Raw genomic sequence first — 26569 nt, forward strand, 5'->3', positions numbered from 1 at the left:
CTTCATGCTACTGAGCGGAAACGCCTTACCGTCAAGGGCGGTTACCGTACTGTCGATGAAGCGGGAGTTTCCTCAGTTGCCGCGCGCGTTCAGTGAGGCGAGATAGGCGTTGTACTCCTCCAGCTCACGGTCCCCGTCGCGGTCCGCGGCCCGGTCCGTGCGGCGGGCCTGCCGCTGTTCGGAGCCGTACCACTGGAACAGCAGGGCGAGGAGCACGAGAACGGAGGGGATCTCGCTGAACGCCCAGGCGATGCCGCCCGCCGCGTTCTGGTCGGAGAGCGCGTCGATGGCGAGCGAGGCGGGCGGGTTCTTGTACGTCTCGACCATCGGCTGGGACGCCATCATCAACGCGATGCCGAAGAACGCGTGGAACGGCATGCCGGCGAACAGCTCCAGCATCCGCATCAGATAGCCGGGGCGGTGCGGACCGGGGTCGACACCCATGATCGGCCAGAAGAAGACCAGGCCGACAGCGAGGAAGTGGCACATCATCACGACGTGCCCGGTTCTCGAGCCCATCAGGAAGTCGAAGATCGGCGAGAAGTACAGGGCGTAGAGGCTCGCGATGAACAGCGGGATCGTGAACGCGGGGTGCGTGATGATCCGCATGTAGCGGCTGTGCAGGAACATCAGCAGCAGCTCACGGGGGCCCTTCTTGCCCCGTGTGGCGGAGACCGGCAGGGCGCGCAGCGCCAGCGTGATCGGTGCCCCGAGCAGGATCAGGATCGGCGACAGCATGCTGATCACCATGTGCTGCACCATGTGCACGCTGAACATGACCATGCCGTAGTCGTTGAGCTTGGTGCACATGACGAGCATCACGGTCAGCACACCGACGACGAAGGCCGCCGTACGGCCCAGGGACCACTTGTCGCCGCGTCGCGCGAGCCGGACCACTCCGTAGCCGTAGAGCCCCAGCCCCACCAGACAGGCGACGAGGAAGAACGGGTCCGGGGACCACTCGAGCCCCCGTCCCAGCGTGAACGGCGGCAGATCCATGGTCATGCCGTGCTCGCCGTGATCCATCCGCCGGCTCCTGTTTCGTACTGGTTGTGCGCTGTCTGTCCGCACCAGAGTAGAACTGCCCCCGGCCGCTGCTGCGGCCGGGGGCAGTTCACGTCACCTGGTGCCTTACAGAACGCACTCCGCCTCGGCGTACCGGTCGTCGGGGACCGTCTTCAGTGTCTTGACCGCCTCGGCGAGCGGGACCATCACGATGTCGGTGCCGCGCAGTGCGGTCATGTTGCCGAACTCGCCGCGGTGCACGGCCTCCACGGCGTGCCAGCCGAAGCGGGTGGCGAGGACGCGGTCGTACGCGGTGGGGGTGCCGCCGCGCTGGACGTGCCCGAGGATCACCGGGCGGGCCTCCTTGCCGAGGCGGTGCTCCAGCTCCAGGGAGAGCTGGCGGGCGATGCCGGCGAACCGCTCGTGCCCGTAGATGTCCTTGCCGCCCTCGTCGTACTCCATCGTGCCCTCGCGGGGCTTGGCGCCCTCGGCGGCCACGACGATGGCGAACCGCTTGCCCGCCGAGAAGCGCTCGCCGACCTTGGCGGCCAGCTCCTCGATGTCGAAGGGGCGTTCCGGTACGACGATGGCGTGCGCGCCGGCCGCCATGCCGGAGTGCAGCGCGATCCAGCCGGTGTGGCGGCCCATGACCTCCACGATCAGCACGCGCTGGTGGGACTCGGCGGTCGTCTTCAGCCGGTCCAGGGCCTCGGTCGCGACGCCGACGGCCGTGTCGAAGCCGAACGTCACGTCCGTGACCGCGATGTCGTTGTCGATGGTCTTGGGCACGCCGACGATCGGGAGGCCGCCGTCGGACAGCAGCCGGGCCGCCTTGAGGGTGCCCTCGCCGCCGATCGGGATGACCGCGTCCAGGCCGAGTTCCTCGAGGTGGCCCTTGGCCCGCTGTACGCCGTCACGCAGATCTTCCGGCCGGACCCGTGAGGAGCCGAGGATGGTGCCGCCGCGAGCCAGGATTCCGCTCACCGCGTCCAGGTCGAGCTTGAGGTAGTCGCACTCCAGAAGGCCTTTCCAGCCGTCGCGGAAGCCGATGACCTCGTCGCCGTGGTCGACGACGGCACGGTGTACGACGGACCGGATGACGGCGTTCAGACCGGGGCAGTCGCCGCCTGAGGTGAGGACACCAATACGCATAGCCCGAAATACCTTCTCAACGTGGGCCGGGGACCGGACCACGTTGTCCGGTTGAAATCCCGGTCACCCTACCGGCGGGATGGGGTGGTTCCGTAGCAGGCGTCCGCCTGGTGGACTCGGCCGCACAAGTGAGCGGACAGTCCGTCAAGCGGGCTCGGTGACCACCGTGCCGGATGGGCCTTGGGGCGCGCTTGAGGAATCCCTCGAGCGCGCCCCATGGAGACCCGGGCGGGCTTGCCGCCGGCGGCCGTGACGTCGTACGCGGGCCGCGACGTGCTACGCGGGCTGCGTCGCCGCCGCGATGCGCTCGTTGCGCAGCGCCTCGTACCAGCGGTCGTCGATCGGCGGCAGCGCGTTCACGTCGAGCGCCAGCTTCAGCAGCAGGTCCGCGATCAGCGGGTTGCGGGCGAGGACGGGACCGTGCATGTACGTGCCGAACACGGTGTCGTTGTACGCGCCCTCCGTGCCGTCCCCCGTGCCGTTGCCGTTGCCGAGGCGGACATTGGCGAAGGGACGCGCGGTGGGGCCGAGGTGGGTGACGCCCTGGTGGTTCTCGAAGCCCGTCAGCGGGGGCAGGCCCAGGCGCGGGTCGATGTCGCCCAGCACGTCGCCGACGCAGCGGTCGCCCTCGCCGCGGGTGGAGACCACGTCGAGCAGGCCGAGGCCCGGCTCGCGCTGCCCGAGGTCGTTGATGAACTCGTGGCCGAGGATCTGGTAGCCGGCGCAGACGGAGAAGACGATCGCTCCGTTGCCGACCGCGCGGTGCAGGCCGCCGTCGCGGCGCAGCCGCTCGGCCGCGAGCCGCTGCGGCCGGTCCTCGCCGCCGCCGATCAGGTAGATGTCGCCCGAGGTGGGGATCGGCTGGTCGCTGCGCACGTCGAGGCGGGCCACGTCGAGGCCGCGCTGGCGGGCCCGGCGCTCCACGACGAGGGCGTTGCCCTGGTCGCCGTAGGTGCTCAGCAGGTCCGGGTAGATCCACACCAGCCGCAGTTGGTTGTCGCTCATGCTCATCCTCTGGTGTCAGTTTCCGACGCGCCGACGGAGGTCCTGGAACGCGGTGTAGTTCGCGATGACCTCGATCCGGCCGGGCGGGGCGAGCTGGACGGCCTGGTCGAGGTTCTCGCACACCTGGAACGACTGGTTCGCGACCTCCAGGCGCACGGCGAGGTCGAGCTTGCGGTCGCCGAGGACGAAGATCGGGTGCCCGGTGAGCCGGGTGTAGTCGACGTCCCACAGCCAGGAGGTGTCGGTGCCGTCGGCGCCGCGCGCGTTCACGGACAGGATGACCGGGGTCGGCGGGGGGTCGATCAGCGAGAACGTCTCCAGCCAGCCCGCCGGGTTCTTCGCGAGCAGCAGGCGCAGGTCGCGCTGCATGAACTGCACCACGTCGTAGCGTCCGGCCACGGCCTGTACCTGGTACATGCGTTCCAGGGCGACCTGCGGAGGTACGCCGAAGACGGCGGCCACGGCGGCGGAGGAGGCGGCGTTCGCCTTGTTGGCGCGGCCCGGCAGCTGGAGGTGGATCGGCCAGGCGGAGCCGTGCGGGTCCAGGACGTGGTCGCCGGAGAGGGCCCACGTCGGCGTCGGACGGCGGAAACCGCAGTCGCCGCAGAACCAGTCGTCGCCGGGGCGCTGCATCACGCCGCCGCAGGACGGGCAGGACCAGGCGTCGTCCTTCCACATCTGACCGGCCGCCACCCACATGACGTTCGGCGAGGAGGACGCGGCCCACACGACCAGCGGGTCATCGGCGTTTGCGACCACGACGGCCTTGGAACCGGCCAGGCCCTCGCGCCAGTGCTCGGCCATCATGCGGGTCTCGGCGGCCCGGTCGAGCTGGTCGCGGGAGAGGTTGAGCAGTGCGATGCACTTGGGGTCGGTGTCGCGCGCGACACCGGAGAGGTACTTCTCGTCGACCTCGATGACCGCGAACTTGGCGTCCGAGCCGCCGGCCAGCGCCGAGGTGATTCCGGCGGGCATGTTGGCGCCCAGCGCGTTGGACACGACCGGTCCGGCGGCGCGCAGCGCCTCCGCGATCAGCCGGGTCGTCGTGGTCTTGCCGTTGGTCGCCGACACCAGGATCACGTCCAGGTGGGTGGCGAGCTTGGACAGCAGCTCAGGGTCGAGTTTGAGTGAAACCCGGCCGCCGATCACCGATCCGCTGCCGCGTCCGGCGGCGCGCGAGACGGCCGCTGCCGCCTTGCCCGCCGTCACGGCCAGCTTGGCCCGCGGCGTCAGCGGGTCCGAGTTGCCTGACATCGTTTCTCGATCCTCCTTGCGTACGCGCCGCGCCTCTGCCCCCGGCACCGTGTGGGCCTCAGCCTATCGAGATCCACTCAGGTGCCCGAATCGCGGCACCACCTCGGTGCCCGCGCGCTCTTCGTGCGTCATTGAGGACCGTACCCTTGCCGCCATGCGACACCGCTCCATCCTGGGCGCCCGAGGGCGCGTCCGGCCCCTGACCCTGCTCGGCGATTTCGTGCTGCACGCACCCTGCGAGGAGGTCACCGACTTCGGCCCCCAACTCGCAGCGCTCGTCGAGGACATGTTCGCCACGATGTATGCCGCCCAGGGGGTCGGCCTCGCCGCCAACCAAGTCGGCGAGGCCTTGCGGGTCTTCGTGTACGACTGCCCGGACGACGAGGAGGTCCGTCACGTGGGGCATGTGGTGAACCCACGCCTTGTCGAGGCGGACGGTGTGGTGCTCCGGGGGCCGGAGGGCTGCCTGTCGCTGCCCGGCCTCGAGGCGGGGACCGAGCGGTACGACCATGCCGTGGTCGAGGGTTTCACGGTCACCGGCGAACCGGTGACCGTGCATGGCACCGGGTGGTTCGCCCGGTGCCTGCAGCACGAGTGTGACCATCTCGACGGGGGCGTGTATGTGGATCGCCTCGCCGGGTGGCGTAAGCGGAGGGTGTTGAGGCAGGTCGCCCGCGCGCCGTGGAGCTGATGACCGCCCGCGGCTGCGGGTTGTCTGTGGCTGGCCGCGCCCACGCGGCGGAGCCGCAGAATGTCACTGCCCCGCGCCCCTGACGGGCGCTCTCCTGGCCCGGTGTCAGAACCCCGGGCCGCCCACCTTGTCCCCCGCCGCCGCCAGCCGGCCCCACAGCAGGTCGGCCAGGCTCCGCACCAACTCGGCGCGTGAGCAAGGCCGTTCGCCGAGCCACCAGTCCCCGGCGGCGTGCATCATGCCAACGATCCCGTGTCCCCACACCCGGGCGAGCTGCTGGCTGCCCGGGCCGAGGTCGACCCGCTCCTCGATGACCTCGGCGAGTTCCTCGCCCATGCGGCGCAGCAGGGGAGCGGAGTGCTTGCCGACGTCGAAGCCGGGGTCGCCGGGCTGGCCGCCCTCCGCCGGATGCATCAGGAAGCGGTACACCTGCGGGCGTGCCTCGATGGCCGCCAGGTAGGTGTCGAGCGTCGCCTCGACCCGCTCCCTGCGCTCGGCCGGGGCGTCCAGGGCGGCCCGCAGCGCTCCGAGGAGGGCGTCGGTGTGCCGTGTGGCGAGGGCGGCGTAGAGTCCGCCCTTGTCGCCGAAGTGCCGATAGAGGATCGGCTTGGTGATGCCCGCCTCGGCCGCGATGGCGTTCATCGAGGCCTGGGGGCCGTCGCGGAGCACCACGCGATCGGCGGCCTCCAGCAGTTCACGCCGGCGGCGGTCGGCGGACCTCTGCTGATCGGTCCGCTGTGTGGTGTCCATGAGCTCTCCCCACCCGTGCTGATTCGGTGACGCCTGCGCAAACTAACACTCAATGCCCCCTTCGTATCGAACGGGCTGCCGAGTGAGACGCGGGAGTTGACTTTCGCTACCGGCCAGTAACAGACTCTAGTTACCGCAAGTAACACGCGAAAGCAGCGCTGGAGGGGACATGGCCGAGTTCACCATGGAGCTCAACGACGAACAGAAGGAGGTCCGGGACTGGCTGCACGGCTTCGCCGCCGATGTGATCCGCCCCGCGGCCGCCGAATGGGACGAGCGTGAAGAGACGCCGTGGCCGGTCATCCAGGAAGCCGCGAAGGTCGGCATCTACTCCCTGGACTTCTACGCCCAGCAGTACTTCGACCCCACGGGCCTCGGCATACCCATGGCCATGGAGGAGCTGTTCTGGGGCGACGCGGGCATCGCCCTGTCCATCGTCGGCACCGGCCTCGCCGCCGTGGGCGTCCTCGCCAACGGCACCGAGGAGCAGATCGGCACCTGGATCCCCCAGATGTACGGCGACGCCAACGATGTCAAGGTCGCGGCCTTCTGCTCCTCCGAGCCCGACGCCGGCTCCGACGTGGCCTCCATGCGTACCCGTGCGGTGTACGACCAGGCCAAGGACGAGTGGGTGCTCAACGGCACCAAGACCTGGGCGACCAACGGCGGCATCGCCAACGTCCACGTCGTCGTCGCGGTCGTCGACGCGGAGCTGGGCTCCAAGGGCCACGCCTCCTTCATCGTGCCGCCGAACACGCCGGGCCTCTCCCAGGGCCAGAAGTTCAAGAAGCACGGCATCCGCGCCTCGCACACCGCCGAGGTCGTCCTGGAGAACGTCCGCATCCCCGGCTCCTGCCTCCTCGGCGGCAAGGAGAAGCTGGACGCCCGGCTGGCCCGTGCCCACGAGAAGGCCAGGGCGGGCGGCGGCGAGCGCGTGAAGAACGCCGCGATGGCCACCTTCGAGGCGTCCCGCCCGGCCGTCGGCGCCATGGCGGTCGGCACGGCCAGGGCGGCGTACGAAGAGGCCCTTGAGTACGCGAAGACGCGTGAGCAGTTCGGCCGCCCGATCATCGACAACCAGGGCATCGCCTTCCAGCTCGCCGACATGCGCACGTCCATCGACGCGGCCCGCCTGCTGGTGTGGCGCGCCTCGTGGATGGCGATCAACGGCAAGCCGTTCACCGCGGCCGAGGGCTCCATGTCGAAGCTGTTCGCCAGCGAGACCGCCAAGAAGGTCACGGCCCAGGCGATCCAGATCCTCGGCGGCAACGGCTACACCCGTGAGTACCCGGTCGAGCGCATGCACCGCGACGCCGCGATCTACACGATCTTCGAGGGCACGAGCGAGATCCAGCGTTTGGTGATCGCCCGCACCCTCGCCGGGATGCCGATCCGCTAGTGAGGCCCGGCCGCGCTCAGCGGTGCCTGAGAGGTGTCAGCTGCTCGATGTCGTAGCGCGAGCGCAGTTCCTCGATGGCCGCGTGGTCGGGCGGGCCGCCGGCCGACAGGATGTCGAGCAGCTCCTCGAAGTAGTGCTCGTGGTCGGGCGGCGGCGAGGCCTGGAAGAACATCTTCGCCGGTACGTCGGTGGGGTTCGCGAAGGCGTGCGGGCACCCCGGCGGCACCACGATGACCGTGCCGGGGGTGGCCCGCACCACCCGGCTGCCCGACGGGGACTCCCACCGGCGCCAGCTGTCCGGGGTGCGCACCCGCGGCTCGAAGGCGAGCACGTCCAGCTCGCCTTCGAGGACGTAGAACAGCTCCTCGCTGCGGGTGTGCACATGGGCGCCCACGTCGAAGCCCGGCGGCACGACCACCTCGAAGCTGGACGCGCTGCGCGAGTGCGTGCCGGTCACCTTGAACGTCACGTGCTGGGCTGCCGTCCGGACCGAGCGACCGTGGCCCGGCGGCACGAGCAGCCCTTCCGTCGCCGTCATCGGCCGCTCACCATGTGACGGGCAGGGCCTCGGGCCCCCGGATCAACGCACCCTTCTTGAAGGGCACTTGGCCGGGCGGCACCGCGAGCCGCAGCCCGGGTACCCGGTCGAGCAGCGCGTCGACCATCAGCTCCGACTCCAGCCGGGCCAGCATCCCGCCCACGCAGTAGTGCGGCCCGAAGCCGAACGCCACATGGGGGTTCGGGCCGCGCGAGAAGTCGATCGTGCCGGGGTCGGGGAAGACGTCCGGGTCGCGGTTGGCGGCCAGGTACGAGACGTACACCGCCTCGCCCGCCCGGATCCGGGCGCCCCTGATCTCCACGTCCTCGGACGCGATCCGTGAGAGTCCGACGGCGCTGCGGTGCGGGATGTAGCGGAGCAACTCGTCGATGGCCCGGGGGCGTATGGCCGGATCGGCGCGCAGCTGCTCGCACAGGTCCGGGCGGGTGAGCAGGATGTAGAACATCTGCCCGCAGTTGTTGGTGACCGCCTCGCCGCCGATCTGGACGAGCACCGCGAGCCCGACGGCCTCGTCGACGGTCAGCTCGCCGCGGCCCACCGCCGCGCCGAGCAGCGAGGTGACGTCCTCGCCGGTGCTGCCGGTTCGGTCGCCGATGAGCTTCGCGAAGTACGCGCCCATCTCGTCCTTGGCCTTCTCGCTGACGGCGGCGCCGTGCGTGGAGGACAGGATGAGCTGGGTCCAGGTGTGCATGGCCTGCCGGTCGGCGGCCGGGACGCCCATCAGCTCGCAGATGACGGCGATGGGGAACGGGCTCAGGATCGCCGCGGTGAGATCGGCGGGCGGCCCGTCCCGGAGCATCTCGTCGACGAGTTCGTCGAGCATCCGCCGGGAGTTCTCGCGCACCCGCTCCACCCCGCGCGCCGTGAAGGCCGCCGCCACCGAGCGGCGCAGCCGCGTGTGGTCCGGGGGATCGGCGAAGCCGACCGCGCCCGCCGCCGGGATGAAGTGCGGGGCGAGCCGGGTGACCTGCCGCTCCATGACCGCCGCCCGGCTGAAGCGGGCGTCGTTGGCCACGAAGCGGACGTCGTCGTGGCGCGTCACCAGCCAGGCCCAGCCCTCGCCGTTGGGCAGCCGGATCCGGGTGACCGGACCCTCGCGCATCAGCTCGGACAGCACCGGGTCGAAGTCGACACCGGTCAGGTCGAGGGCGGGCCAGTCACGGATCGGGGGCAGGGTCTCGGTGAGGGTCTCGTCGGTCATGCCGTCTCTTCGCTCGTACGGTTCCAGCGGCCGAGGGCCATCTCCGCGGTGATGCCGGGCCCGAACCCGGCGAGCAGTCCGCGCGCGGCGTGCTCGGCGCCGCCCTCGTCGAACAGCCGGCGCAGCGCGTCCAGGACGACGGCACTCGCGATGTTGCCGTACTCGGTGAGCGTGGCCCGGCTGAAGCGGAAGGCCTCCGGCGGTACCTGGAGGAACTTGCTGAGGTCGTCGAGGATTCGCGGGCCGCCCGCGTGGATGATGTAGAAGTCCAGGTCGGAGGCGTTCCAGCCATGCTGCCTGGCGAGCGCCTGGAGGGCCGGGGCGAGGGGTTCCATGGTGGTCGGCACCCGCTTGTCCAGCAGGAAGTGGAATCCGGTGGCCCGGACGTCGTACATGATCCAGTCCTCGGTCTTGGGGATCAGGTACGAGCCGTTGCGCTCCAGGCTGATGCCGGTGCCGCCCTTGCCGCGGACGACGGCGGCGGCGATGCCGTCCCCGAACAGTCCGTTGCACAGCAGTGAGCCGACGCCGAGATCGGTCGGCTGGTAGCACAGCGAGCAGAACTCGCAGGCCACGATGAGGGCGTTGGCCTCGGGGTAGGCCATGCAGAAGTCGTGCGCCCGGTTGATCGCGGCGCCGCCCGCGGCGCAGCCCAGCTGGGCTATGGGTATCTGCCGGGTGTCGCTGCCGAAGCTCATCGCGTTGATCAGCCAGGCCGTCAGCGACGGCATCATGAACCCCGTGCACGAGACGTAGAGGATCACGTCGATGTCGGTGGTGAGCAGCTCCGCGTCGTCCAGCGCCCGCTGCACGACCGCGGGGACACGGGCCTTCGCCTCGTTCTCGTAGACCTTGTTGCGTTCCTCGAAGCCCGGATGCTTCAGGGTCTCCTCGATGGGCTGCACGATGTGCCGGGTGCGGACGCCGGTGTTCTCGATCAGGCGGAGCGCCAGCGGCAGTTGGGGGTGGTCCGGGTGGCGGGAACGCGCCAGCTCCAGCGTTTCCTCCATCGTGATCACATGTTCCGGAACGGAGACCGCAGGTCTGCACAGAGTCGCCATGGAGCGCGCCTACTTTCGCCATCCGGGGGACCCTCGTCCCCCGGGCGGAAGGGTGGTTCACCCACGATCACCCGGCGGCGCGGGGATATCGCGTCGGACTACTCCAGACCGGGGAACCCCGCCGGGGCGTGGCAACCTGGTCGAAGGAGGCCGAGACAGCCGAACCGAAGGAGTGCGCGATGACGCGGACGGCCAGGGAACTGCTGGACGACACCACCGGGAAGCTCGCCCCGGACCCGCACGCCAACCGGCTCCTGCCGCTGATCGCCCGCGGCGCCGCGCAGCGCTCGACGCTCGCCGCCCTCGGGCTGGAGCAGCACCATGTGATCGCCGCGGACCTCCGCGCCTTCCACCATTTGGCCCAGCGGTCGGCGGCGGAGCCCGAGTGCGCGGCCTTCTTCACCCTGCTCGCGGAGGGCGAGGCCCTGGCCCAGCAGCGGCTCGGTGCGTACGCGGCGGCCTGCGGGACGGACGAGGCACGGACCGCCGCCTACGAACCGCTCGCGGACTGCCAGGCCTATCCCGCGTACATCGCCTGGCTGGCCCTGAACGGCTCACCGGTCGACGTGGTGCTCGCGCTGAGCGCCAACTTCGCGGCGTGGGGCGGTTATTGCGAGGCGATCGCCGAGGCGCTGCGCCGCCACTACGACTTCCCGGACGAGGCCTGCGGGTTCTTCGACCTCTTCGCCACGCCTGCGCCGGATCTGGAGCGGAAGGCGCAGGCCGCCGTGCAGGCGGGGCTCGACGCCGGGCGGGTCGACGAGGAGGCGGTGTACCGGTACGGCCGCCTGCTGGGGAGCTACGAGTCGACGTTCTGGCACGCGCTGTGGGAGCTGGACCAGCGCACGGGACACACCGGCTGAGGCAGCGTCAGCCGCCGCCGGTCCCGCTGCTGTGCGCGATGCAGGCCACGTCGATGCGGTCGGCGAGCTTGGCGAGTTCGATGGTGAGCGCCGCCACCGTGTCCTCGTCGAGCCCGTCCTGACCGGCCTCCACCAGATGGAGCCACCGGCCGCCCACCGTGCGCAGCAGTTTGCTGACGTCGGCTGCCGACACCTGCAACGTTCCGCGGTCGTCGACGATCAGAGGCAGGGTCACTTCGCGGTTCACAGGGGGGATCGTAGCTGCGGAACGCTCACGCTCCGTGCCATACGGTGGTGATGTTGCAGAACTCGCGGATTCCGTGCCCCGACAGTTCACGCCCGTAACCGGACCGTTTGACCCCGCCGAACGGGAACGCCGGGTGGGACGCCGTCATCCCGTTGACGAACACGCCGCCCGCCTCCAGGTCGAGGACGAACCGGTCCACCTCGGTCTCGTCGCGCGTCCACACGTTGGAACTCAGCCCGAACGGCGTGTCGTTGGCGATCGACACCGCCTCGTCGAGGTCGGCGGCACGGTAGAGCGTGGCGACCGGGCCGAACGCCTCCTCCCGGTGGATGCGCATGTCGGGTGTGACGTCGGCGAGGACGGTCGGCGGGTAGTACCAGCCGGGCCCGTCCGGGCGTTCGCCGCCGCACAGCACCGTCGCGCCGTTCTCCACCGCGTCGCCCACGAGTTCCTCCAGGTCGTCGCGGCCCTGCCTGCTGGCGAGCGGTCCGACGTCGGTGTCCTCGTCCATCGGGTCGCCGACCTGCAGCGCCTTCATGCCCTGCGTGAAGCGTTCGGCGAAGGCGTCGAACACGTCCGTGTGCACGATGAACCGCTTGGCGGCGATGCACGACTGCCCGTTGTTCTGCACACGCGCCGTGACCGCGGTCTTCGCCGCCCGGTCGATGTCGGCCGACGGCATCACCACGTAAGGGTCGCTGCCGCCCAGTTCCAGGACCGTCTTCTTGACCTCGTCCCCGGCGATGGAGGCGACCGCGCGGCCCGCGGGTTCACTCCCGGTGAGCGTGGCCGCCTTGACGCGCTCGTCGCGCAGGACGCCCTCCACTTCGCGCGAGCCGATCAGCAGCGTCTGGAAGCAGCCCTCGGGGAAACCCGCCCGGCGGAACAGGTCCTCCAGATAGAGGGCGGTCTGCGGCACGTTCGATGCGTGCTTGAGCAGGCCCACGTTGCCGGCCATCAGCGCGGGCGCGGCGAACCGGATCACCTGCCACAGCGGGAAGTTCCACGGCATGACGGCCAGCACCGGGCCCAGCGGGCGGTAGCGCACCCGCACCCGGGAGGCGCCGGAGTCCTTGACGTCCCCGTCGTCCGGTTCCTCGTCGGCGAGCAGCTCTTCGGCGTGGTCGGCATACCAGCGCATCGCCTTCGCGCACTTGGCGGCCTCCGCGCGGGCCTGCTTGACCGGTTTGCCCATCTCGGTCGTCATGACCCGGCCGATGTCCCGCTGCTCCTCCTCCAGCAGGTCGGCGGCCTTGTGCAGCAGCCGTGCCCGCTCGGCGAAGGGGGTGGTGCGATAGCCGCGGAAGGCGGACTCGGCGGTCGCGAGCCTGCGCTCGATCTCCGCGCCGCCCAGGGCCTCGTACGTCTTGAGCGTCTCGCCGTTCGCCGGGTTCACCGTCGCGATGGGCATGGCCGACCTCCTGGATACGGGGCTGTTCTCCGACCCTCCCGCGCGACGCGGGGCAGCGCAACGCGGGACGGCGTTCTCAGCCCGAGTGCTCCAGGAGCCGGTCGAGAAACTCCGCCTGCGCCTTCACGATCAGGGCTCGCGCCCGCTCCAGGCCGAACCATTCCACCCGGTCCAGCTCGGGGAACTCCTGCGTGCGGCCCGACTTCGGCGGCCACTCCATCGTGAAGGTGCCGGGCACCGCGGTCGCCGGGTCGAGGTCCGCCTCGATCGCCCACACCGTGACGATCTTGCGGTTCGCCTGGCGGACCTCGCCGAGCGGCAGCGCCTCCCCGTCGGGCGGAGCGAGCCCCAGCTCCTCCTGGAACTCCCGGCGCGCGGCGTCCCAGGCCGGTTCGTCGGGCTCGTACTCGCCCTTGGGGATGGACCACGCCCCGGCGTCGCGGCGCGCGAAGAACGGGCCGCCCATATGGCCGAGCAACACCTCGATGCCGTCGTCGGTGTGCCTGAACAACAGCAGGCCAGCGCTGCGCTTCTCCGTCATGGCTTCACCTCGGGGTGCGCGGCCAGCAGGGTTTCGACCGAGTCGGCCTCGGCGGGGGTCTTGTCCTCGCGGTAGCGCACGACGCGGGCGAAGCGGAGGGTGACACCGGCCGGATAGCGCGTGGACTTCTGCAGGCCGTCGTAGGCGATCTCGACGACGAGTTCGGGCCGTACGGTCACCACGTGGCCGTTGTCCTCGACGGCCAGCTTCCCGAGCCGCTCGGTCTGCCAGGTCAGCATCGCGTCCGTCATGCCCTTGAAGGTCTTGCCGAGCATCGCGAACGACCCGTCCTCGTCGCGCGCGCCGAGGTGCAGGTTCGACAGCTTGCCGGTGCGCCGGCCGTGGCCCCACTCGGCGGCCAGCACCACCAGGTCGAGGGTGTGCACGGGCTTGACCTTCAGCCAGGAGGCACCGCGCCGGCCCGCGCTGTAGGGAGCGTCGAGCGCTTTGCAGACCACGCCCTCGTGGCCGCGGGCGAGCGTGTCCGCGAGGAAGCCCTCCGCCGCGGCGAGGTCGTCGGGCCCCTGCACGAGCGCGCGGCGCACCCGCATCGGCTCCGGCACGAGCCGCGCCAGCTCGGCGTGCCGGGCATCGAACGGCAGGTCCAGGAGATCCTGTCCGTCGACGTTCAGCACGTCGAAGAAGACGGGGGAGACGGGCACCGCCGCGGCGGCCGTGGCCACGTCCACCCGGGAGCCGACCCGCCCGGCGATCTCCTGGAAGGAGCGCGGCCGTCCGTCCTCGTCCAGCGCGATCACCTCGCCGTCCAGGATGAACCGCTCGCCCTTCAACTCCAGTGCGGCGGCAGTGAGTTCAGGCAGCCGGTCGGTGATGTCGTCGAGCGTGCGGGTGTGCACGCGTACGGTGTCGCCGTCGCGGTGCACCTGGACGCGGATGCCGTCGAGCTTCTCCTCGACCGCGCAGGGGCCGAGCTTGCCGACGGCCTCGGCGACGGACGCAGCGGTGTGCGCCAGCATCGGCAGCACCGGGCGGCCGACGGTGAGCCGGAACGCGCCGAGCGCCGCCGGGCCCTCGGCCAGCAGCGCCTGCGCCACCGTCTGCAGCGAGCCCGCCAGCATCACCGCTCGCCGTACGTCCCCGGCGGGTGCGCCGGTCGCCTCGGCCAGCCCCTCGACGGCGACCGCGTCCAGCGCGCCCTGCCGCACCTCGCCGGTGAGCAGCCCGAACAGGAACCGCTGCTCGCTCTCGGTGGCCGCCGCCATCAACTCCCCGACCAGCCGGGCCCGTTCGGCCTGTGAGCCGGTGCCGGAGACGCTGCCCAGCTCGGTGAACCGGGCGTCGACCTCGCGGACGGTGAGCGTGGGCTCCGCGGCGGGGGTGACGCGGTGGCTCAGCACCTTCCAGCCGATGCCCAGCCGCCCCTGCGGCAGGCGACCCGCCAGATAGGGGATCACGATCGGCACGTCGTCCGCGTCGGCGTCCCGGAACAGCTCGGCGAGCAGAGCGATCTTCCGGGACCGCGCCGAGGCGGCGGCCACCTCCTGGGACACATGGGCGAGCCGGGTCAGCAGCATGCAGCCATGGTGCAACGGAGGCGGTCGCTCCACACCTGTACGACCGCTACGGCGCCGCCGGGTCGGACACGCCTACGAGGTCGCGTCGAGGTCGGACATGATCAGGTCGCCGTTGACCGTCGCGGCCGCCCGGTAGCCGGCGCTCGCCGCGTTCACCACCTGCTCCGCGAAGCCGACCGCGTTGCCCGCCGCCCACACGCCCGGCACGGTCGTCAGACCCGTCTCGTCGACCACCGGGTAGCTGCCGAACGGGGTCTCCCGCAGCTCGGCGCCCAGCTGCTCGAACAGACTGTTGCGCGGGACGGCCCGCGGCGCGACGAACAGCACCTGGCGGTCGTGCGCGGTGCCGTCCGCGAGCCGTACCCCGGTGAGCCGGTCGTCGTCGACCAGCAGCTCGGCCACCTCGCCGGGCACCACGGCGACCCCGGCCCTGGTGAGCCGGCGCCGGTCGTCGTCCGACAGCTCGTCCTCGGCGACCGTGTGCAGGAACAGGGTCACGTCCTTCGACCACTGGGACACCATCAGCGCCTGATGCACGCTCATCGGGGTCGAGGCCAGCACGCCGAAGGCCTGGTCGCGCACCTCCCAGCCGTGGCAGTACGGGCAGTGCAGCACGTCCCGCCCGAAGCGCTCGGCGACGCCGGGAACCGCCGGCAGCTCGTCCGTCAGGCCGGTGGCGACGACGAGCCGCCGCGCCCGCACGGTCCGTCCGCCCGCGAGGGTCACGGTGAAGCCGCCTTCCGCCCGGATGGCGTCCGTCACCCGGTCCCGGACGAGCTGGACGCCGTAGCGCGCGATCTCCTCGCGGCCGATCGCGAGGAACTCGGCGGGCGGCATTCCGTCGCGGGTCAGATAGCCCTGCATGTGCGCGGCGGGCGCGTTGCGCGGCTCGCCCGCGTCGACGACCAGCGTCTGGCGCCGGGCCCGGCCCAGCACGAGCGCGGCGGACAGTCCGGCCGCGCCGCCTCCGACGACGACCACTTCGTACTTCTCGGTCACGGTGACCACCTCCAGGGAGAAGGTCGCTCGACTGTCGCGGGATTGACAAACCTCTTTGCCGATTCTGCAATAAGGGTCATGAGTACGGATGAGGTTCTCGCGGGCGTGGGCCCGAGGCTGCGACGGGTCCGCAAGGAGCGGGAGGTGACCCTCGCGGCGCTGTCCGAGGCGACCGGCATCTCGGTCAGCACCCTGTCGCGGCTGGAGTCGGGCCTGCGCAAGCCCAGCCTCGAACTGCTGCTGCCGATCGCGCAGGCCCACGAGGTGCCCCTGGACGAACTGGTCGGTGCCCCGCCGGTGCGGGACCCGCGAGTGCGGGCCGAGCCCATCGTGCGGCACGGGCGCACGTACTGGCCGCTGACCCGGCAGCCCGGCGGTCTGCAGTCCTTCAAGGTGCTGGTGCCGCAGCGGGACGAGGAGCCCGAAGCCCGTACCCATGAGGGCTACGAGTGGTTGTACGTGCTGTCGGGGCGGCTGAGGGTCGTGCTGGGTGAGCACGACGTGGTGATGGCCGCGGGTGAGGCGGCCGAGTTCGACACGCGGGTGCCGCACTGGTTCGGTTCGACGGGGGAGGGGCCTGCGGAGTTCCTCAGCCTGTTCGGGCCGCAGGGGGAGCGGATGCACGTACGGGCGCGGCCTGCGCGGGAGTGATGGACCGCGCGGCCGCGGGAGTGACGGACCCGACTGTTCCCTGATGGGCAAGCGACCGCTTAGTATGCGATGGAGTCCGGTCTTGCTCTCAGACGAAGCAGTCCCGTGGAGGCCCCGCATGCAGGCATGGCAAGTGCACCAGAACGGCGAACCGAGCGAGGTGATGCGTCTCGACGACGTGGCGCGGCCGGTGCCCGGCGAGGGCCAGGTGCTGCTCAAGGTGCGCGCGGCGAACATCAACTTCCCTGACGCGCTGATGATCCGCGGCCACTACCAGGTCCAGCCGCCGCTGCCGTTCACGCCCGGCGTGGAGATCTGCGGCGAGACCGAGGAAGGGCGCCGCGTGATCGCGAACCCCGCACTGCCGTACGGCGGCTTCGCCGAGTACGCGCTCGCGGACGCAGCGGCGCTGCTGCCCGCGCCGGACGCCCTGGACGACGCCGAGGCCGCCGCCCTGCACATCGGCTACCAGACCGGCTGGTTCGGCCTGCACCGCCGCGCCCACCTGGAGGCGGGCGAGACCCTGCTCGTGCACGCGGCCGCGGGAGGCGTCGGCAGCGCCGCCGTCCAGCTCGGCAAGGCGGCGGGCGCCACCGTCATCGGCGTCGTCGGCGGGGCCGAGAAGGCCGCCGTGGCCCGGGAGTTGGGGTGCGACGTCGTCATCGACCGGCGCACCGAGGACGTCATCGCCACGGTCAAGCAGGCCACCGGCGGGCGCGGCGCCGACGTGATCTACGACCCCGTCGGCGGCGAGGCCTACACCCAGTCCACCAAGGTCGTCGCCTTCGAGGGCCGGATCGTCGTCGTCGGCTTCGCCAGCGGGTCGATCCCCAAGCCCGCCCTCAACCACGCCCTGGTGAAGAACTACTCGATCCTCGGCCTGCACTGGGGTCTGTACGGCACCAAGAACCCGAAGCTGATCCAGCACTGCCACGAGCAGCTCACCGACCTCGCCGCGCGCGGCGCCATCAAGCCGCTGATCAGCGAGCGTGTCCCGCTGAGCGGTGCCGCGGCCGCGGTGCAGCGCGTCGCCGACGGCGTCACCACGGGGCGGGTCACCGTGCTGCCCTCTCTGGAGAACGGAGCCACCGCATGACCGACGCCGCCGAACTGCGCCGCCGCACCCAGGAGTTGCTGGCCGCGCACCAGCCCGGGGCAACGGACCGCCTGGACTTCCTGAAGGCCCGCTTCGACGCCGGGCTCGCCTGGGTGCACTACCCCGAGGGCCTCGGCGGGCTCGGCGCCCCGCGCACCCTCCAGGCCGTCGTGGACGCCGAGTTGGAGGCTGCGGACGCCCCGGACAACGACCCGCGGCGCATCGGTATCGGCCTGGGCATGGCCGCGCCGACCATCCTCAAGTACGGCACCGAGGAACAGAAGCAGCGCTTTCTGCGGCCCCTGTGGACCGGCGAGGAGGTGTGGTGCCAGCTGTTCAGCGAGCCCGGCGCCGGATCCGACCTCGCGGCGCTGGGCACCCGCGCCGTGCGCGAGGGCGACGAGTGGGTCGTCAACGGGCAGAAGGTGTGGACGTCCAGCGCCCACCTGGCCCGCTGGGCCATCCTCATCGCCCGCACCGACCCGGACGTGCCCAAGCACGCGGGCATCACCTACTTCCTCTGCGACATGACCGACCCCGGCGTCGAGGTGCGGCCGCTGCGCCAGGTCACCGGCGAGGCCGAGTTCAACGAGGTGTTCCTCACCGACGTCCGCATCCCCGACACGCGCCGCCTCGGCGAGGTGGGCGACGGCTGGCGGGTCGCGCAGACCACGCTGAACAACGAACGCGTCGCCATCGGCGGCATGCGCATCCCCCGCGAGGGCGGCATGATCGGGCCGGTCTCCAAGACCTGGCGCGAACGCCCCGAGCTGCGCACCCACGACCTGCACCAGCGGCTGCTCACCCTGTGGGTCGAGGCCGAGGTCGCCCGGCTCACCGGCGAACGGCTGCGCCAGCAGATGGCCGTCGGCCAGCCCGGCCCCGAGGGCGCCGGCATGAAGCTCGCGTTCGCCCGCCTCAACCAGGAGATCAGCGGCCTGGAGGTCGAACTCCTCGGCGAGGAAGGCCTGTTGTACGAGGACTGGACGATGCGCCGGCCCGAACTCGTCGACTTCACCGGCCGCGACGCCGGATACCGCTACCTCCGCTCGAAGGGCAACAGCATCGAGGGCGGGACCAGCGAGGTCCTGCTGAACATCGTCGCCGAACGCGTCCTGGGACTGCCGTCCGAGCCGCGCACCGACAAGGACGTCGCCTGGAAGGACCTGGCCCGATGACCGACTTGCTCTACTCGGAGGAGGAAGAGGCGCTGCGCGCCGCCCTCCGCGACCTCCTCGCCGACCACTGCGACGCGGCGGGCGTCATCACGCGCGTCGAGACCGACACCCCGCACGACCGCGCCCTGTGGAAGGCGCTGGCGGACGGCATGGGACTCGCCGGTCTCCTGGTGCCCGAGTCCCAGGGAGGCCAGGGTGCTACCCATCGCGAAGTGGCCGTGGTCCTGGAGGAGTTGGGCCGCGCCGTCGCGCCCGTCCCGTATCTGACCAGTGCCGTCGTCGCGACGGAGGCGCTGCTGGCCTGCGAGAGCGAGGAGGCCGCCGGACTGCTGACAGCCCTGGCGTCCGGGCGCACGATCGGCGCACTCGCCATCGCGCTGAACGTCGCGCCGAGGGCCGCCCACAAGGCCGTACGGCATGAAGACGGCGCCCTGCACGGGGAGTTGACAGGGATCGCCGACGCGGCGGCGGCCGATGTGCTGCTGGTCCCGGCGGACGACGGCGCCCTGTACGCGGTGGACGCCGACGCCGTCACGGTCACCACACAGGTCTCCCTCGACCTCACCCGGCCGGTCGCCACGGTCACCTTCGACGGCGCCCCGGCGCGCCGGCTGGGCGACGCGGAGCCCGCCGTACGCCGCGCCCTGCGCGCCGGTGCCGGGCTGCTCGCCTCCGAGCAACTCGGCGTCGCCGACTGGTGCTTGACGGAGACGGTGCGCTACCTGAAGGAGCGCAAGCAGTTCAACCGCCCCGTCGGCGGCTTCCAGGCGCTCAAGCACCGGCTCGCGCAGCTGTGGCTGGAAGTGGTGAACACCCGCGCCGCGGCCCGCAACGCCGCCGACGCGCTGGCCACCGAGAGCACGGACGCCGACGTGGCGGTCGCCGTCGCCCAGGCCTACGCGGCCCCCGTCGCCGTCCACACGGCCGAGGAGGCGCTCCAACTGCACGCCGGCATCGGCATGACGTGGGAGCACCCGGTCCACCTCTACCTCAAGCGCGCGAAGGCCGACTCGATCGCGTACGGCACCGCGGGCCGCCACCGCGAGGCACTGGCCGAACTGGTCGACCTCCAGGCCCCCTGACGTACGTCCGACCTCTCGGAGAAGTCCGGGAGAAGCCCGGGAGAAGCCCGCCCCACCTGGGGCGGGCTTCTTCGTGTGCGCTCGTCCGGACAAGTGAACGCATGGCGGCAGTCCGGCCAACTCCCTTCACGCACCTGCCTCTTGGACCCTGCGGGATCGCATACTCGCTGAGGTCCCATACGGCCCTTCCCGGGAGGCAGAGCATGGCCCTCACCACTCGCCGCAGAGCCCTCACCACCCTCGGCGCCGCCCTCGCGGGCTCGGTCGCCCTGCCCGCCACCAGCGCGCTGGCGAGCGAACACAAGCACGGCCCGCGCCCGTTGTGGCGGGCCCACGCGCACAACGACTACGAGCACCCGCGCCCCCTGATCGACGCCCTCGACCACCGCTTCGGCAGCGTCGAGGCCGACATCTACCTGGTCGGGGACCAGCTCCTCGTCGCCCACGACCCCGTCGACCTCGATCCGACCCGCACCCTCGAATCCCTCTACCTGGCCCCGCTCGCCGCCCGCCTCAAGGCCAACCGCGGCTCGGTGTACCGGGGTTACCACAGGCCCCTGCAACTCCTCATCGACATCAAGACCGAGGGCTCCTCGACGTACGTCGAACTCGACCGCCATCTGCGCCGCTACAAGCACCTGTTCACGACGTACGCCCATGGCCGCGTGTTCCCCGGCCCGATCACCGCCGTGATCTCCGGCGACCGCGCCGCCCGTGTGCCCATGGAGGCCCAGAGCGTCCGGCGCGCCTTCTACGACGGCCGGCTCACCGACCTCGGCACCGCGGCGCCCGCCTCGTTCGTCCCGCTGATCAGCGACAACTGGACGCTCAACTTCAGCTGGCTCGGGGACGGTCCGTTCCCCGACGCCGAGCGCGAGAAGCTGCGCGGCATCATCGCGGCGGCGCATGCGCGGCGGCAGAAGGTGCGGTTCTGGGCCACGCCCGATCTGGCGGGCCCGGCCCGTGACGCGCTGTGGAGCGAACTCCTCGCCGCCGACGTCGACTACTTCAACACCGATGACCTCGCCGGTCTGGAGGCGTTCCTCGACGCCCACGAACGGGCGTAGACACCTCTGTTCGAAGGGGCGTGGACACCACACGTTCGGAGGACACGTCAGCTGCCCCGACGAACCCCCCGCTACGCGACACTTGCGGCCGAAAGCCGCGGTGTCGACGTGGCGGAGGAGGTTGACGATGGCCATTTCCATCTCTGTGGTGGTCCTGCTGCTGATTCTCGCGGTGGTCTTCCTGCGCAACGGCGCACTGAAGCTGTCGCACGCCCTGGTCTGCGTCCTGCTCGGCTTCTATCTGGCGAGCACCAGCATGGCGCCGACCATCCACGACGGGCTCACGGCGACGGCGGACATCGTGAGCAGCCTCAACCCGTGACGTCGCCGGCGAGGCGCGCGGCGTAGTCCTCGTACTCCAGGCAGAGCCGCGTCTCGTGCACCCGGCCGTGCACGGAGGCATGGCAGGCGTTGGTCACGGCGGCGGCCGCGTACCAGGCGAGGTGGGCGATGCGGGCGGCCTCGTCGAGCGTGGGGCCCGTCCCCTCTCCGATGTGATCGGCGGCGACCTGGATCTGCTCGAAGCTGTCGAGCATGGTTCGCAGGGTCACCTCGGTGCCGTCCGCCAGCCGGGTCCGGACAGCCGCGAGCGCGCTCCTGAGGACCTCCGGACTGCCCGCTCCGGTCCGCTCGTGGAAGTGCTCGAAATGCGGCAGGAGCCGCTCGGCCGACGCGGCGGCGAGGGTGGTCCGCTCGTCCCCGGACAGCGCGGACAGCGCGGACAGGGCGGCCAGGTCCGCCACCGGGTCCTTCACGGGGTCCGTCACCGGGTCCGTCACGGGGCGGAGAACACCCCGATACCGTTCGGAACCGGCCGCTCCGCGCCTCCGCTGGGATGGTTGCGCACGCTGACGGTGCCCGCCCCCGGCTCCCGGGCGACCAGCGTCGTCGAGCCGCCGCCGTCGAGACTGAAGGCGTCGGTGGAGCCCAACTTCCGCATGGTGGCGGCCACTTCGGCGATGGTGAGTCCGCTGCGGTACTCGGGTGCGCCGTCGAGCGCGAGGAGCAGCATGCGGCGCCCGCCGTCCGAGATGCCCACCGCCGTCCGTACCGCCGAGGTCGTGTTGTCCAGGCCGGGAAGCGGCGAGCCGTCCGTGAGGACCGGGTATCCGCCGAGCGCGAAGCGGTAGGGGACCTTGCTGGTGTGTGCCACCAGACGGTGCCGTACGAGAACCGGCTCGCCCGTCGACAGCTTCCGCAGCTTCCGGGCGCCCTCCTCGCGGCCGACCAGGACGGTGGTGTCCGCCGCGATGGGACCGCTGCCGGGTGTGTCCGCCGATGACACGACTCGACCGTGACGGACCGTCACCTCATACGTGTCCGTACTGCAGGGCGCGGCCCGGTCGGTGTCCGTGCCGCAGGTGGCCCGCACCCGGGAGACGCTGCCCCAGTCCGAGGTGAACGCTCCGACGGAGTCCTCCGGCAGCGCGTACTGGTTGAGCCCGCCCAGCGGAAGCAGCCCCTGCGCAGTGCCCACGGCACCGTCGAGGTCCAGGCTGTCCAGCCGCGCCCGGCCGTCGACGCCGACACCGAGCACGTCCTCGGTCGTCGTACCGGGCGGCAGCGCGGGCCCGAAACGCTGGCCGTTTGGAACCGCCGCCTTCAGCGTGTGCCCGCGCGCGATCGCCGGGCCCACGGTCGCGCCGGTCGCCTCGACCCCCGGATGCTGGGTCTCGGTGATGTTGAAGAAGTCGCCGTTCACGCCCGCGACGGCGCCCTGGGTGTCGGCCAGCCGGGAGACGGGCGCCCGGGCGGCGACGGCCCCCGGATACAGCAGGTCGAGCCGTACGTGCGGATTGCCGAGGTCGACGCCGAGCACATGCGCGTGCGTCACCCCCTTGGCCGCCGGGATGTCGAACTCGGTGTACGTGACCCCGGGCGCGATGTCGGCCGTACCCGCTGCCGCGCTCTGCGCGCCGCTGGCCGGTGCCGCCCCCACCAGGGCCGCACCGGCCAGCGCGCTCCAGGCCGCGAGAACCGTCAGTGCCGTTCTGAACCGTCCGTTACGACGTGTCACAGTCCCCCCTGATGTCTCGTCAACTCTCGCAGGACTCAGGGGAAGTGCACCAGACGGCGATGGCCGTCGCGGGGGCTATGTGCCGACGACGCGGGAACGGATCAGGAAACGCACTCCTTCGGGTGCCTCCAGCGAGAAGCCGCTGCCCCGGCCCTGGACGACGTCGACGATCAGCCGCGTATGGCTCCACAGCTCGTACTGGTTCTTCGACATCCAGAACGTCACCGGTTCGTCCACCCCCTCGACCTCCAGCTCGGCGAGCAGGATGTCGGAGCCGCCCGTGCGGAACTCGCCCTCCGGATAGCACATGGGCGCGCTGCCGTCGCAGCAGCCGCCGGACTGATGGAACATCAGCGGCCCGTGCGCCGCTCGCAGCAGCCGCAGCAGATCGGCGGCCGCCGGGGTCAGTTCCACGCGGGGGGTCACGTCCATCGCCTCTCCTCGCACGCTGCCGGGCCGCGGGGCGGCCGGTCCGGCGGCCCATCCAACTCCCGGCGACGTTGCGGGAACGTTGCACGGCCCGGAGCGCGAGGTCAGGCAGGTACGCAGACCTCGGCGCCCTTGAGGGTGCCCTGTCCGATGACCTCGATCAGCGGGTGGACGCAACCGGAGGCGAGGTAGGTGCGCCAGGTGTCGGTTCCGGTGTTGCTGCCGGGGACGAGCGGGCCGTAGACGGTCGAGTGGAAGTTCGCGCCGCCGCCGGTGTTGTTCTGCCAGCCGAGCCGGACGTGAATGCTGTCACCCGCCCGCTTCCAGTACCCCACCCCGATAGTGCCCTGCTGGCCGACCCTTCCGGTCACGTCGATGCACAGATCACCGTTGCCGAGATTGGTGCAGCGCTGGACGTACGCGGTGGGGGACGCGGGTGCGGCCTCGGCGGGAGCCGCCGTCGCGGCGAGCAGCAGGGTGGCGGAGGCTACGCCCAGCGTGGTCGCGAGTATGCGCATGTTCCCTCAATTCCATGGGTGGGCAAGGCGGTCGGTTTCCTTGCCCTTGTGGGGGCTGTGCGGCCCTTGGTGCTCGGTCGGCAGGAGTCTCGCCGTGGGGCGTGACGTGCGGCAATGCTTTCGAACCAGGTCGAACCGTGCATGGGCCATCTCGTCCGGGGGCTCTCTTAGACTTTCCGTGATCATGCTCGGGGGCTTCGACGGGAGCATGGCGGTGAGAAGGGGAGAGGGTTGAACGGCGAGCAGGCGGCCTTCGGGGCGCTGCTGCGGGATCTGCGGCTGTCCGCGTCACTGACGATCGAGGGTCTGGCGGAGGCGTCGGGCGTGAGCGTGCGGGGCATCGGGGACCTGGAACGGGGGCGACGCGCGGCTCCGCAGCGGCGGACCGTGGCCGCGCTGGCGGACGGTCTGGGGCTGGCCGAGGTGGAGCGCGAGCGGCTGCTGACGGCCGCGCGAGCCGGGCGCAGCCCGGGATACAGCCCGGTGGGGGTGCGGTCCTTCCCGCGCGGCATCGACGACTTCGTCGGCCGGACGCGGGAGCTGGAGCGGCTCGCGGCGTTCGCCGGACAGGCGGCGGCCCGGCACGGGTCCGACGGGCGGGACGATCAGGGGAGGTCCACCGACCGGTCCGCCTTCGAGGGCGCGGGGAGTCCGGGCGACTGCGGGAGTCCGGCAGGTCCCGGGGCTCCGGCCGCGTCGCCCGTGGTCGTGGCGGTGTCCGGGCCCCCGGGGACGGGCAAGACCACGCTCGCCCTGCGCGCCGCGCGGGAGTTCGCCGAGCAGTTCCCGGACGGGCAGCTGGTGGTGGACCTGCGCGGCATGGACAACGACCCGCCCGAGCCGGCCGAACTCCTGCTCGGCGTCCTCAAGGCCCTCCAGGTCGCCGACCGGGAACTCGCCAAGGCGGGACCGCAGGGCCATCCCGGGCTGTACCGCCAACTGCTCGCCGACCGGCGATGCCTGCTGGTGCTGGACAACGCCCGCGACGAGGCCCAGGTACGCCCCCTCCTGCCGGGCAGCGGCGCGGGCATGGTCCTGGTGACCAGCCGGCGCATGCTCACCGGACTGGAGAGCGTGCACCGCCTGCCGCTCGGTGAACTCGACGCGCAGGACGCCGCCGCGTTCCTGACCGCGCTCGTCGGAACGGAGCGCGCGACCGCCGACCCGGCCGCACTCGCCGATGTCGCCCGGCGCTGCGGCCACCTCCCGCTCGCCCTGCGCGTGGCGGGCAACTGGCTGGCCACCCGCACCGGTTGGACCGTACGCCGCCTGGCCGACCGCCTCGCGGTGGAGGAACGGCGCCTGGACGCGCTGGCCGCCGGGGACGTACGGGTGGCGGCCGCCTTCGACCTGTCGTACCGCCAGCTCACCCCCGCCGCCGCCCGGCTCTTCCGCCGCCTCGCGCTGATACCGGGCCCGGACGCCGGGGCAGCCTGCGCCGCGCAGCTGACGGGGCAGCAACTGTTCGATGCCGAGGACACGTTGGAGGAGCTGGTCGAGACCGGACTGCTCGGCGCGGACCGGGACCGCTACCGCCTGCACGACCTGCTGCGGTTGTTCGCCCGCGCCCGTCTGGAGGCCGAGGAGAGCGCCGAGGACACCGCCCCGGCCCGTGCGGCGCTGCACCGCTGGCTGCTGGAGACCGCGATCGTCGCCGGCCGCTGGTTCGAGCCCGAGCACGGTGCTCCGCCCGCCGACTGGCAGGGCATGGTGGACCTCTCCAGCGCCGACAAGGCCCGCCAGTGGCTGCAGGCCGAGGGGGTCAACTGGCTGGCCGCCCTGCGCACGGCCGCGGTGGCAGGGGAGCACGCCACGGTGGTGGAGGTGGCCGAGGCCCTGCACTGGTTCTCCGATCAGTGGATCTTCTGGGGGCACTGGCCCGAGGTCTTCGGCACCGCGGCGCACTCCGCGCGGGCCATGGGCGATGCCCTCGTCGAGGCGACCCAGCTCAACTACCACGCCTGGGCCCTGCTCCTGTGCGAAGGCAGGCCCCGCGACAGCCTCGTGCGCTCCGCCCAGGCGCTGGAGGCGGCCGAGCGCGCCGGTGACCCGGTCCAGCAGGCGTGGTCCCACAACTACACGGCCTGGGCGCACCGGCTGCTGGGGGAGACCCAGCAGGCCGTCGACGCCACCGGCGAGTCCGCCCGGCTGTTCGAGACAGCCGGCGACATGCACGGCACGCTCCAGGCGATGAGCGGCTACGGCATCATCCTCCTCGAAGCGGGACGGACCGAGGAAGCCCTCGCCTCCGACCTGCGTACGCTCGCCTTTCTGGAGGAGGCCGGCGACCGCCTGGAACCCCATATCGCCGAGATGGGCCGACTCAACCTGCATTCGGGCCTCGGTCGCGGCTATGCGGCCCTGGGGCGGTGGGAGGAATCCGTCGCCCACGCACAGACGTCCGTCGACGTCGCCCGCGCCAACGACAACGCGGCCATGGTGAGCCGCTGCCTGGTCCACCTCGGCGACGCCCTCGCCGCCGTCGGGCGTACGACGCAGGCGAGGAAGGCCTTCGCCGACTGTGTCGCCCTCGGCCCGGGCGCCGACCCTGAACGTGTCGCCCACGCCCGGCAGCGACTTGCGGATCTCTCCGCCCGCTGACGCGCACCGGTTGCTTCCGCGTTCACGATAGGCCCGCCGGAGCGGGCTGCTCGACTCCCTCAGCGCACTGGGCTGTTCCGACAGTGCACTGCTCCGGCGCGCCCGACCTGTCCGGTTCTGCCGCCCTGCCCGGATGGATCTTTCTGCCTTCTTTGTGCCTGGAGGCCCGGGCCGCCCGCTGTTTGGCTTCAGGTGGCGGGGATTCGGGCCGCTTCGGTCCGCGTGCGATGCGGATCCGAGGTCTCCGCCGCTGTCAT

The 26569-nt window shown here is 71.5% G+C and carries 27 protein-coding genes; 10 read left to right on the forward strand and 17 right to left on the reverse strand.

Going from position 1 to position 26569, the window contains the following annotated elements:
• Positions 1-72 precede the first annotated feature (72 nt).
• The 4 genes from AB5J56_RS38575 to AB5J56_RS38590 form a co-directional block, all read right to left on the reverse strand.
• Complete coding sequence (locus AB5J56_RS38575) at positions 73-1026, reverse strand: cytochrome c oxidase assembly protein (RefSeq protein WP_369240021.1); 954 nt, start codon at positions 1024-1026, stop codon at positions 73-75.
• A gap of 105 nt (positions 1027-1131) precedes the next feature.
• The gene (locus tag AB5J56_RS38580; protein WP_369240023.1) at positions 1132-2157 is read right to left on the reverse strand and encodes a 6-phosphofructokinase; all 1026 of its coding nucleotides are present in this window, start codon (positions 2155-2157) and stop codon (positions 1132-1134) included.
• A gap of 276 nt (positions 2158-2433) precedes the next feature.
• Entirely contained in the window at positions 2434-3162 is a 729-nt protein-coding gene (locus AB5J56_RS38585; protein ID WP_369240025.1) for a type 1 glutamine amidotransferase, read from the reverse strand.
• 15 nt (positions 3163-3177) lie between these two features.
• Positions 3178-4416 (reverse strand): MurT ligase domain-containing protein, encoded by a 1239-nt coding sequence (locus tag AB5J56_RS38590; protein WP_369240027.1) that lies wholly within the window; start codon positions 4414-4416, stop codon positions 3178-3180.
• Between the two features lie 154 nt (positions 4417-4570).
• Between AB5J56_RS38590 and def the strand changes: the two genes are divergently transcribed.
• On the forward strand, positions 4571-5107 hold the full coding sequence (gene def / locus AB5J56_RS38595; protein WP_369240029.1) for a peptide deformylase: 537 nt from the start codon (positions 4571-4573) through the stop codon (positions 5105-5107).
• A gap of 105 nt (positions 5108-5212) precedes the next feature.
• On the opposite strand, the gene AB5J56_RS38600 is transcribed toward def, so the two are convergent.
• Complete coding sequence (locus tag AB5J56_RS38600) at positions 5213-5857, reverse strand: TetR family transcriptional regulator (RefSeq protein ID WP_369240031.1); 645 nt, start codon at positions 5855-5857, stop codon at positions 5213-5215.
• A 169-nt stretch (positions 5858-6026) separates the two neighbouring features.
• Here AB5J56_RS38600 and AB5J56_RS38605 point away from each other — a divergent pair, with 169 nt between their 5' ends.
• Positions 6027-7256, forward strand: a complete 1230-nt coding sequence (locus AB5J56_RS38605) for an acyl-CoA dehydrogenase family protein (protein WP_369240033.1) — start codon at positions 6027-6029, stop codon at positions 7254-7256.
• A gap of 16 nt (positions 7257-7272) precedes the next feature.
• On the opposite strand, the gene AB5J56_RS38610 is transcribed toward AB5J56_RS38605, so the two are convergent.
• The 3 genes from AB5J56_RS38610 to AB5J56_RS38620 are packed head-to-tail and all read right to left on the reverse strand — an operon-like array spanning position 7273 to position 10077.
• The gene (locus AB5J56_RS38610; RefSeq protein WP_369240035.1) at positions 7273-7794 is read right to left on the reverse strand and encodes a cupin domain-containing protein; all 522 of its coding nucleotides are present in this window, start codon (positions 7792-7794) and stop codon (positions 7273-7275) included.
• Positions 7795-7801: 7 nt separating this feature from the next.
• Positions 7802-9016, reverse strand: a complete 1215-nt coding sequence (locus AB5J56_RS38615) for a cytochrome P450 (RefSeq protein WP_369240037.1) — start codon at positions 9014-9016, stop codon at positions 7802-7804.
• On the reverse strand, positions 9013-10077 hold the full coding sequence (locus AB5J56_RS38620) for a type III polyketide synthase (RefSeq protein ID WP_369240039.1): 1065 nt from the start codon (positions 10075-10077) through the stop codon (positions 9013-9015). The genes AB5J56_RS38615 and AB5J56_RS38620 overlap by 4 nt, the downstream gene beginning before the upstream one ends.
• Positions 10078-10256: 179 nt before the next feature.
• Between AB5J56_RS38620 and AB5J56_RS38625 the strand changes: the two genes are divergently transcribed.
• Positions 10257-10940 carry a transcriptional regulator gene (locus tag AB5J56_RS38625; protein WP_369240041.1) on the forward strand — a complete coding sequence of 228 codons (684 nt, stop codon included), beginning with the start codon at positions 10257-10259 and terminating at the stop codon, positions 10938-10940.
• Positions 10941-10947: 7 nt separating this feature from the next.
• Here the strand turns inward: AB5J56_RS38625 and AB5J56_RS38630 are convergent, their stop codons facing one another.
• From AB5J56_RS38630 to AB5J56_RS38650, 5 genes are all read right to left on the reverse strand, one after another.
• On the reverse strand, positions 10948-11187 hold the full coding sequence (locus tag AB5J56_RS38630) for a DUF6213 family protein (protein WP_369240043.1): 240 nt from the start codon (positions 11185-11187) through the stop codon (positions 10948-10950).
• Between the two features lie 25 nt (positions 11188-11212).
• Complete coding sequence (locus AB5J56_RS38635; protein ID WP_369240045.1) at positions 11213-12598, reverse strand: NADP-dependent succinic semialdehyde dehydrogenase; 1386 nt, start codon at positions 12596-12598, stop codon at positions 11213-11215.
• A 76-nt stretch (positions 12599-12674) separates the two neighbouring features.
• On the reverse strand, positions 12675-13139 hold the full coding sequence (locus tag AB5J56_RS38640) for an NUDIX domain-containing protein (RefSeq protein ID WP_369240047.1): 465 nt from the start codon (positions 13137-13139) through the stop codon (positions 12675-12677).
• A complete protein-coding gene (locus AB5J56_RS38645) occupies positions 13136-14674 on the reverse strand; it encodes an ATP-dependent DNA ligase (RefSeq protein ID WP_369240049.1) in 1539 nt (512 codons plus the stop codon). Before AB5J56_RS38645 ends, AB5J56_RS38640 begins: the two co-directional genes overlap by 4 nt.
• Positions 14675-14746: 72 nt before the next feature.
• Entirely contained in the window at positions 14747-15673 is a 927-nt protein-coding gene (locus tag AB5J56_RS38650; RefSeq protein WP_369240051.1) for an NAD(P)/FAD-dependent oxidoreductase, read from the reverse strand.
• A gap of 78 nt (positions 15674-15751) precedes the next feature.
• On the opposite strand from AB5J56_RS38650, the gene AB5J56_RS38655 reads away from it, so the two are divergent.
• From AB5J56_RS38655 to AB5J56_RS38680, 6 genes are all read left to right on the forward strand, one after another.
• Entirely contained in the window at positions 15752-16324 is a 573-nt protein-coding gene (locus AB5J56_RS38655; RefSeq protein WP_369240053.1) for a helix-turn-helix domain-containing protein, read from the forward strand.
• 118 nt (positions 16325-16442) lie between these two features.
• Positions 16443-17420: an NADPH:quinone oxidoreductase family protein gene (locus tag AB5J56_RS38660; protein ID WP_369240055.1), complete on the forward strand. Its 978-nt coding sequence runs from the start codon at positions 16443-16445 to the stop codon at positions 17418-17420.
• A complete protein-coding gene (locus AB5J56_RS38665; RefSeq protein ID WP_369240057.1) occupies positions 17417-18598 on the forward strand; it encodes an acyl-CoA dehydrogenase family protein in 1182 nt (393 codons plus the stop codon). Before AB5J56_RS38660 ends, AB5J56_RS38665 begins: the two co-directional genes overlap by 4 nt.
• Positions 18595-19680 (forward strand): acyl-CoA dehydrogenase family protein, encoded by a 1086-nt coding sequence (locus tag AB5J56_RS38670; RefSeq protein WP_369240059.1) that lies wholly within the window; start codon positions 18595-18597, stop codon positions 19678-19680. Before AB5J56_RS38665 ends, AB5J56_RS38670 begins: the two co-directional genes overlap by 4 nt.
• Positions 19681-19883: 203 nt before the next feature.
• Positions 19884-20747: a phosphatidylinositol-specific phospholipase C/glycerophosphodiester phosphodiesterase family protein gene (locus AB5J56_RS38675; RefSeq protein WP_369240061.1), complete on the forward strand. Its 864-nt coding sequence runs from the start codon at positions 19884-19886 to the stop codon at positions 20745-20747.
• Positions 20748-20874: 127 nt separating this feature from the next.
• Positions 20875-21069, forward strand: a complete 195-nt coding sequence (locus AB5J56_RS38680) for a hypothetical protein (protein WP_369240063.1) — start codon at positions 20875-20877, stop codon at positions 21067-21069.
• On the opposite strand, the gene AB5J56_RS38685 is transcribed toward AB5J56_RS38680, so the two are convergent.
• The 4 genes from AB5J56_RS38685 to AB5J56_RS38700 form a co-directional block, all read right to left on the reverse strand.
• Positions 21059-21526 (reverse strand): DUF416 family protein, encoded by a 468-nt coding sequence (locus tag AB5J56_RS38685; protein ID WP_369240065.1) that lies wholly within the window; start codon positions 21524-21526, stop codon positions 21059-21061. The two genes, AB5J56_RS38680 and AB5J56_RS38685, sit on opposite strands and share 11 nt — an antisense overlap.
• A complete protein-coding gene (locus AB5J56_RS38690) occupies positions 21523-22764 on the reverse strand; it encodes a phosphodiester glycosidase family protein (protein ID WP_369240067.1) in 1242 nt (413 codons plus the stop codon). Before AB5J56_RS38690 ends, AB5J56_RS38685 begins: the two co-directional genes overlap by 4 nt.
• A gap of 75 nt (positions 22765-22839) precedes the next feature.
• On the reverse strand, positions 22840-23196 hold the full coding sequence (locus AB5J56_RS38695; protein WP_369240069.1) for a DUF779 domain-containing protein: 357 nt from the start codon (positions 23194-23196) through the stop codon (positions 22840-22842).
• 101 nt (positions 23197-23297) lie between these two features.
• The gene (locus AB5J56_RS38700; RefSeq protein ID WP_369240071.1) at positions 23298-23711 is read right to left on the reverse strand and encodes a hypothetical protein; all 414 of its coding nucleotides are present in this window, start codon (positions 23709-23711) and stop codon (positions 23298-23300) included.
• 231 nt (positions 23712-23942) lie between these two features.
• On the opposite strand from AB5J56_RS38700, the gene AB5J56_RS38705 reads away from it, so the two are divergent.
• Positions 23943-26312 (forward strand): tetratricopeptide repeat protein, encoded by a 2370-nt coding sequence (locus tag AB5J56_RS38705; RefSeq protein ID WP_369240073.1) that lies wholly within the window; start codon positions 23943-23945, stop codon positions 26310-26312.
• The last annotated feature ends 257 nt before the right edge of the window (positions 26313-26569 follow it).

The sequence above is a fragment of the Streptomyces sp. R21 genome (assembly GCF_041051975.1).
In the GTDB taxonomy this organism is placed as follows: domain Bacteria; phylum Actinomycetota; class Actinomycetes; order Streptomycetales; family Streptomycetaceae; genus Streptomyces.

Coding starts and splice junctions, on each gene's coding strand:
- AB5J56_RS38575 (WP_369240021.1), bottom strand. CDS start 1,026: ATGGATCACGGCGAGCACGGCATGACCATGGATCTGCCGCCGTTCACG.
- AB5J56_RS38580 (WP_369240023.1), bottom strand. CDS start 2,157: ATGCGTATTGGTGTCCTCACCTCAGGCGGCGACTGCCCCGGTCTGAAC.
- AB5J56_RS38585 (WP_369240025.1), bottom strand. CDS start 3,162: ATGAGCGACAACCAACTGCGGCTGGTGTGGATCTACCCGGACCTGCTG.
- AB5J56_RS38590 (WP_369240027.1), bottom strand. CDS start 4,416: ATGTCAGGCAACTCGGACCCGCTGACGCCGCGGGCCAAGCTGGCCGTG.
- def (WP_369240029.1), top strand. CDS start 4,571: ATGCGACACCGCTCCATCCTGGGCGCCCGAGGGCGCGTCCGGCCCCTG.
- AB5J56_RS38600 (WP_369240031.1), bottom strand. CDS start 5,857: ATGGACACCACACAGCGGACCGATCAGCAGAGGTCCGCCGACCGCCGC.
- AB5J56_RS38605 (WP_369240033.1), top strand. CDS start 6,027: ATGGCCGAGTTCACCATGGAGCTCAACGACGAACAGAAGGAGGTCCGG.
- AB5J56_RS38610 (WP_369240035.1), bottom strand. CDS start 7,794: ATGACGGCGACGGAAGGGCTGCTCGTGCCGCCGGGCCACGGTCGCTCG.
- AB5J56_RS38615 (WP_369240037.1), bottom strand. CDS start 9,016: ATGACCGACGAGACCCTCACCGAGACCCTGCCCCCGATCCGTGACTGG.
- AB5J56_RS38620 (WP_369240039.1), bottom strand. CDS start 10,077: ATGGCGACTCTGTGCAGACCTGCGGTCTCCGTTCCGGAACATGTGATC.
- AB5J56_RS38625 (WP_369240041.1), top strand. CDS start 10,257: ATGACGCGGACGGCCAGGGAACTGCTGGACGACACCACCGGGAAGCTC.
- AB5J56_RS38635 (WP_369240045.1), bottom strand. CDS start 12,598: ATGCCCATCGCGACGGTGAACCCGGCGAACGGCGAGACGCTCAAGACG.
- AB5J56_RS38640 (WP_369240047.1), bottom strand. CDS start 13,139: ATGACGGAGAAGCGCAGCGCTGGCCTGCTGTTGTTCAGGCACACCGAC.
- AB5J56_RS38645 (WP_369240049.1), bottom strand. CDS start 14,674: ATGCTGCTGACCCGGCTCGCCCATGTGTCCCAGGAGGTGGCCGCCGCC.
- AB5J56_RS38655 (WP_369240053.1), top strand. CDS start 15,752: ATGAGTACGGATGAGGTTCTCGCGGGCGTGGGCCCGAGGCTGCGACGG.
- AB5J56_RS38660 (WP_369240055.1), top strand. CDS start 16,443: ATGCAGGCATGGCAAGTGCACCAGAACGGCGAACCGAGCGAGGTGATG.
- AB5J56_RS38665 (WP_369240057.1), top strand. CDS start 17,417: ATGACCGACGCCGCCGAACTGCGCCGCCGCACCCAGGAGTTGCTGGCC.
- AB5J56_RS38670 (WP_369240059.1), top strand. CDS start 18,595: ATGACCGACTTGCTCTACTCGGAGGAGGAAGAGGCGCTGCGCGCCGCC.
- AB5J56_RS38675 (WP_369240061.1), top strand. CDS start 19,884: ATGGCCCTCACCACTCGCCGCAGAGCCCTCACCACCCTCGGCGCCGCC.
- AB5J56_RS38680 (WP_369240063.1), top strand. CDS start 20,875: ATGGCCATTTCCATCTCTGTGGTGGTCCTGCTGCTGATTCTCGCGGTG.
- AB5J56_RS38695 (WP_369240069.1), bottom strand. CDS start 23,196: ATGGACGTGACCCCCCGCGTGGAACTGACCCCGGCGGCCGCCGATCTG.
- AB5J56_RS38700 (WP_369240071.1), bottom strand. CDS start 23,711: ATGCGCATACTCGCGACCACGCTGGGCGTAGCCTCCGCCACCCTGCTG.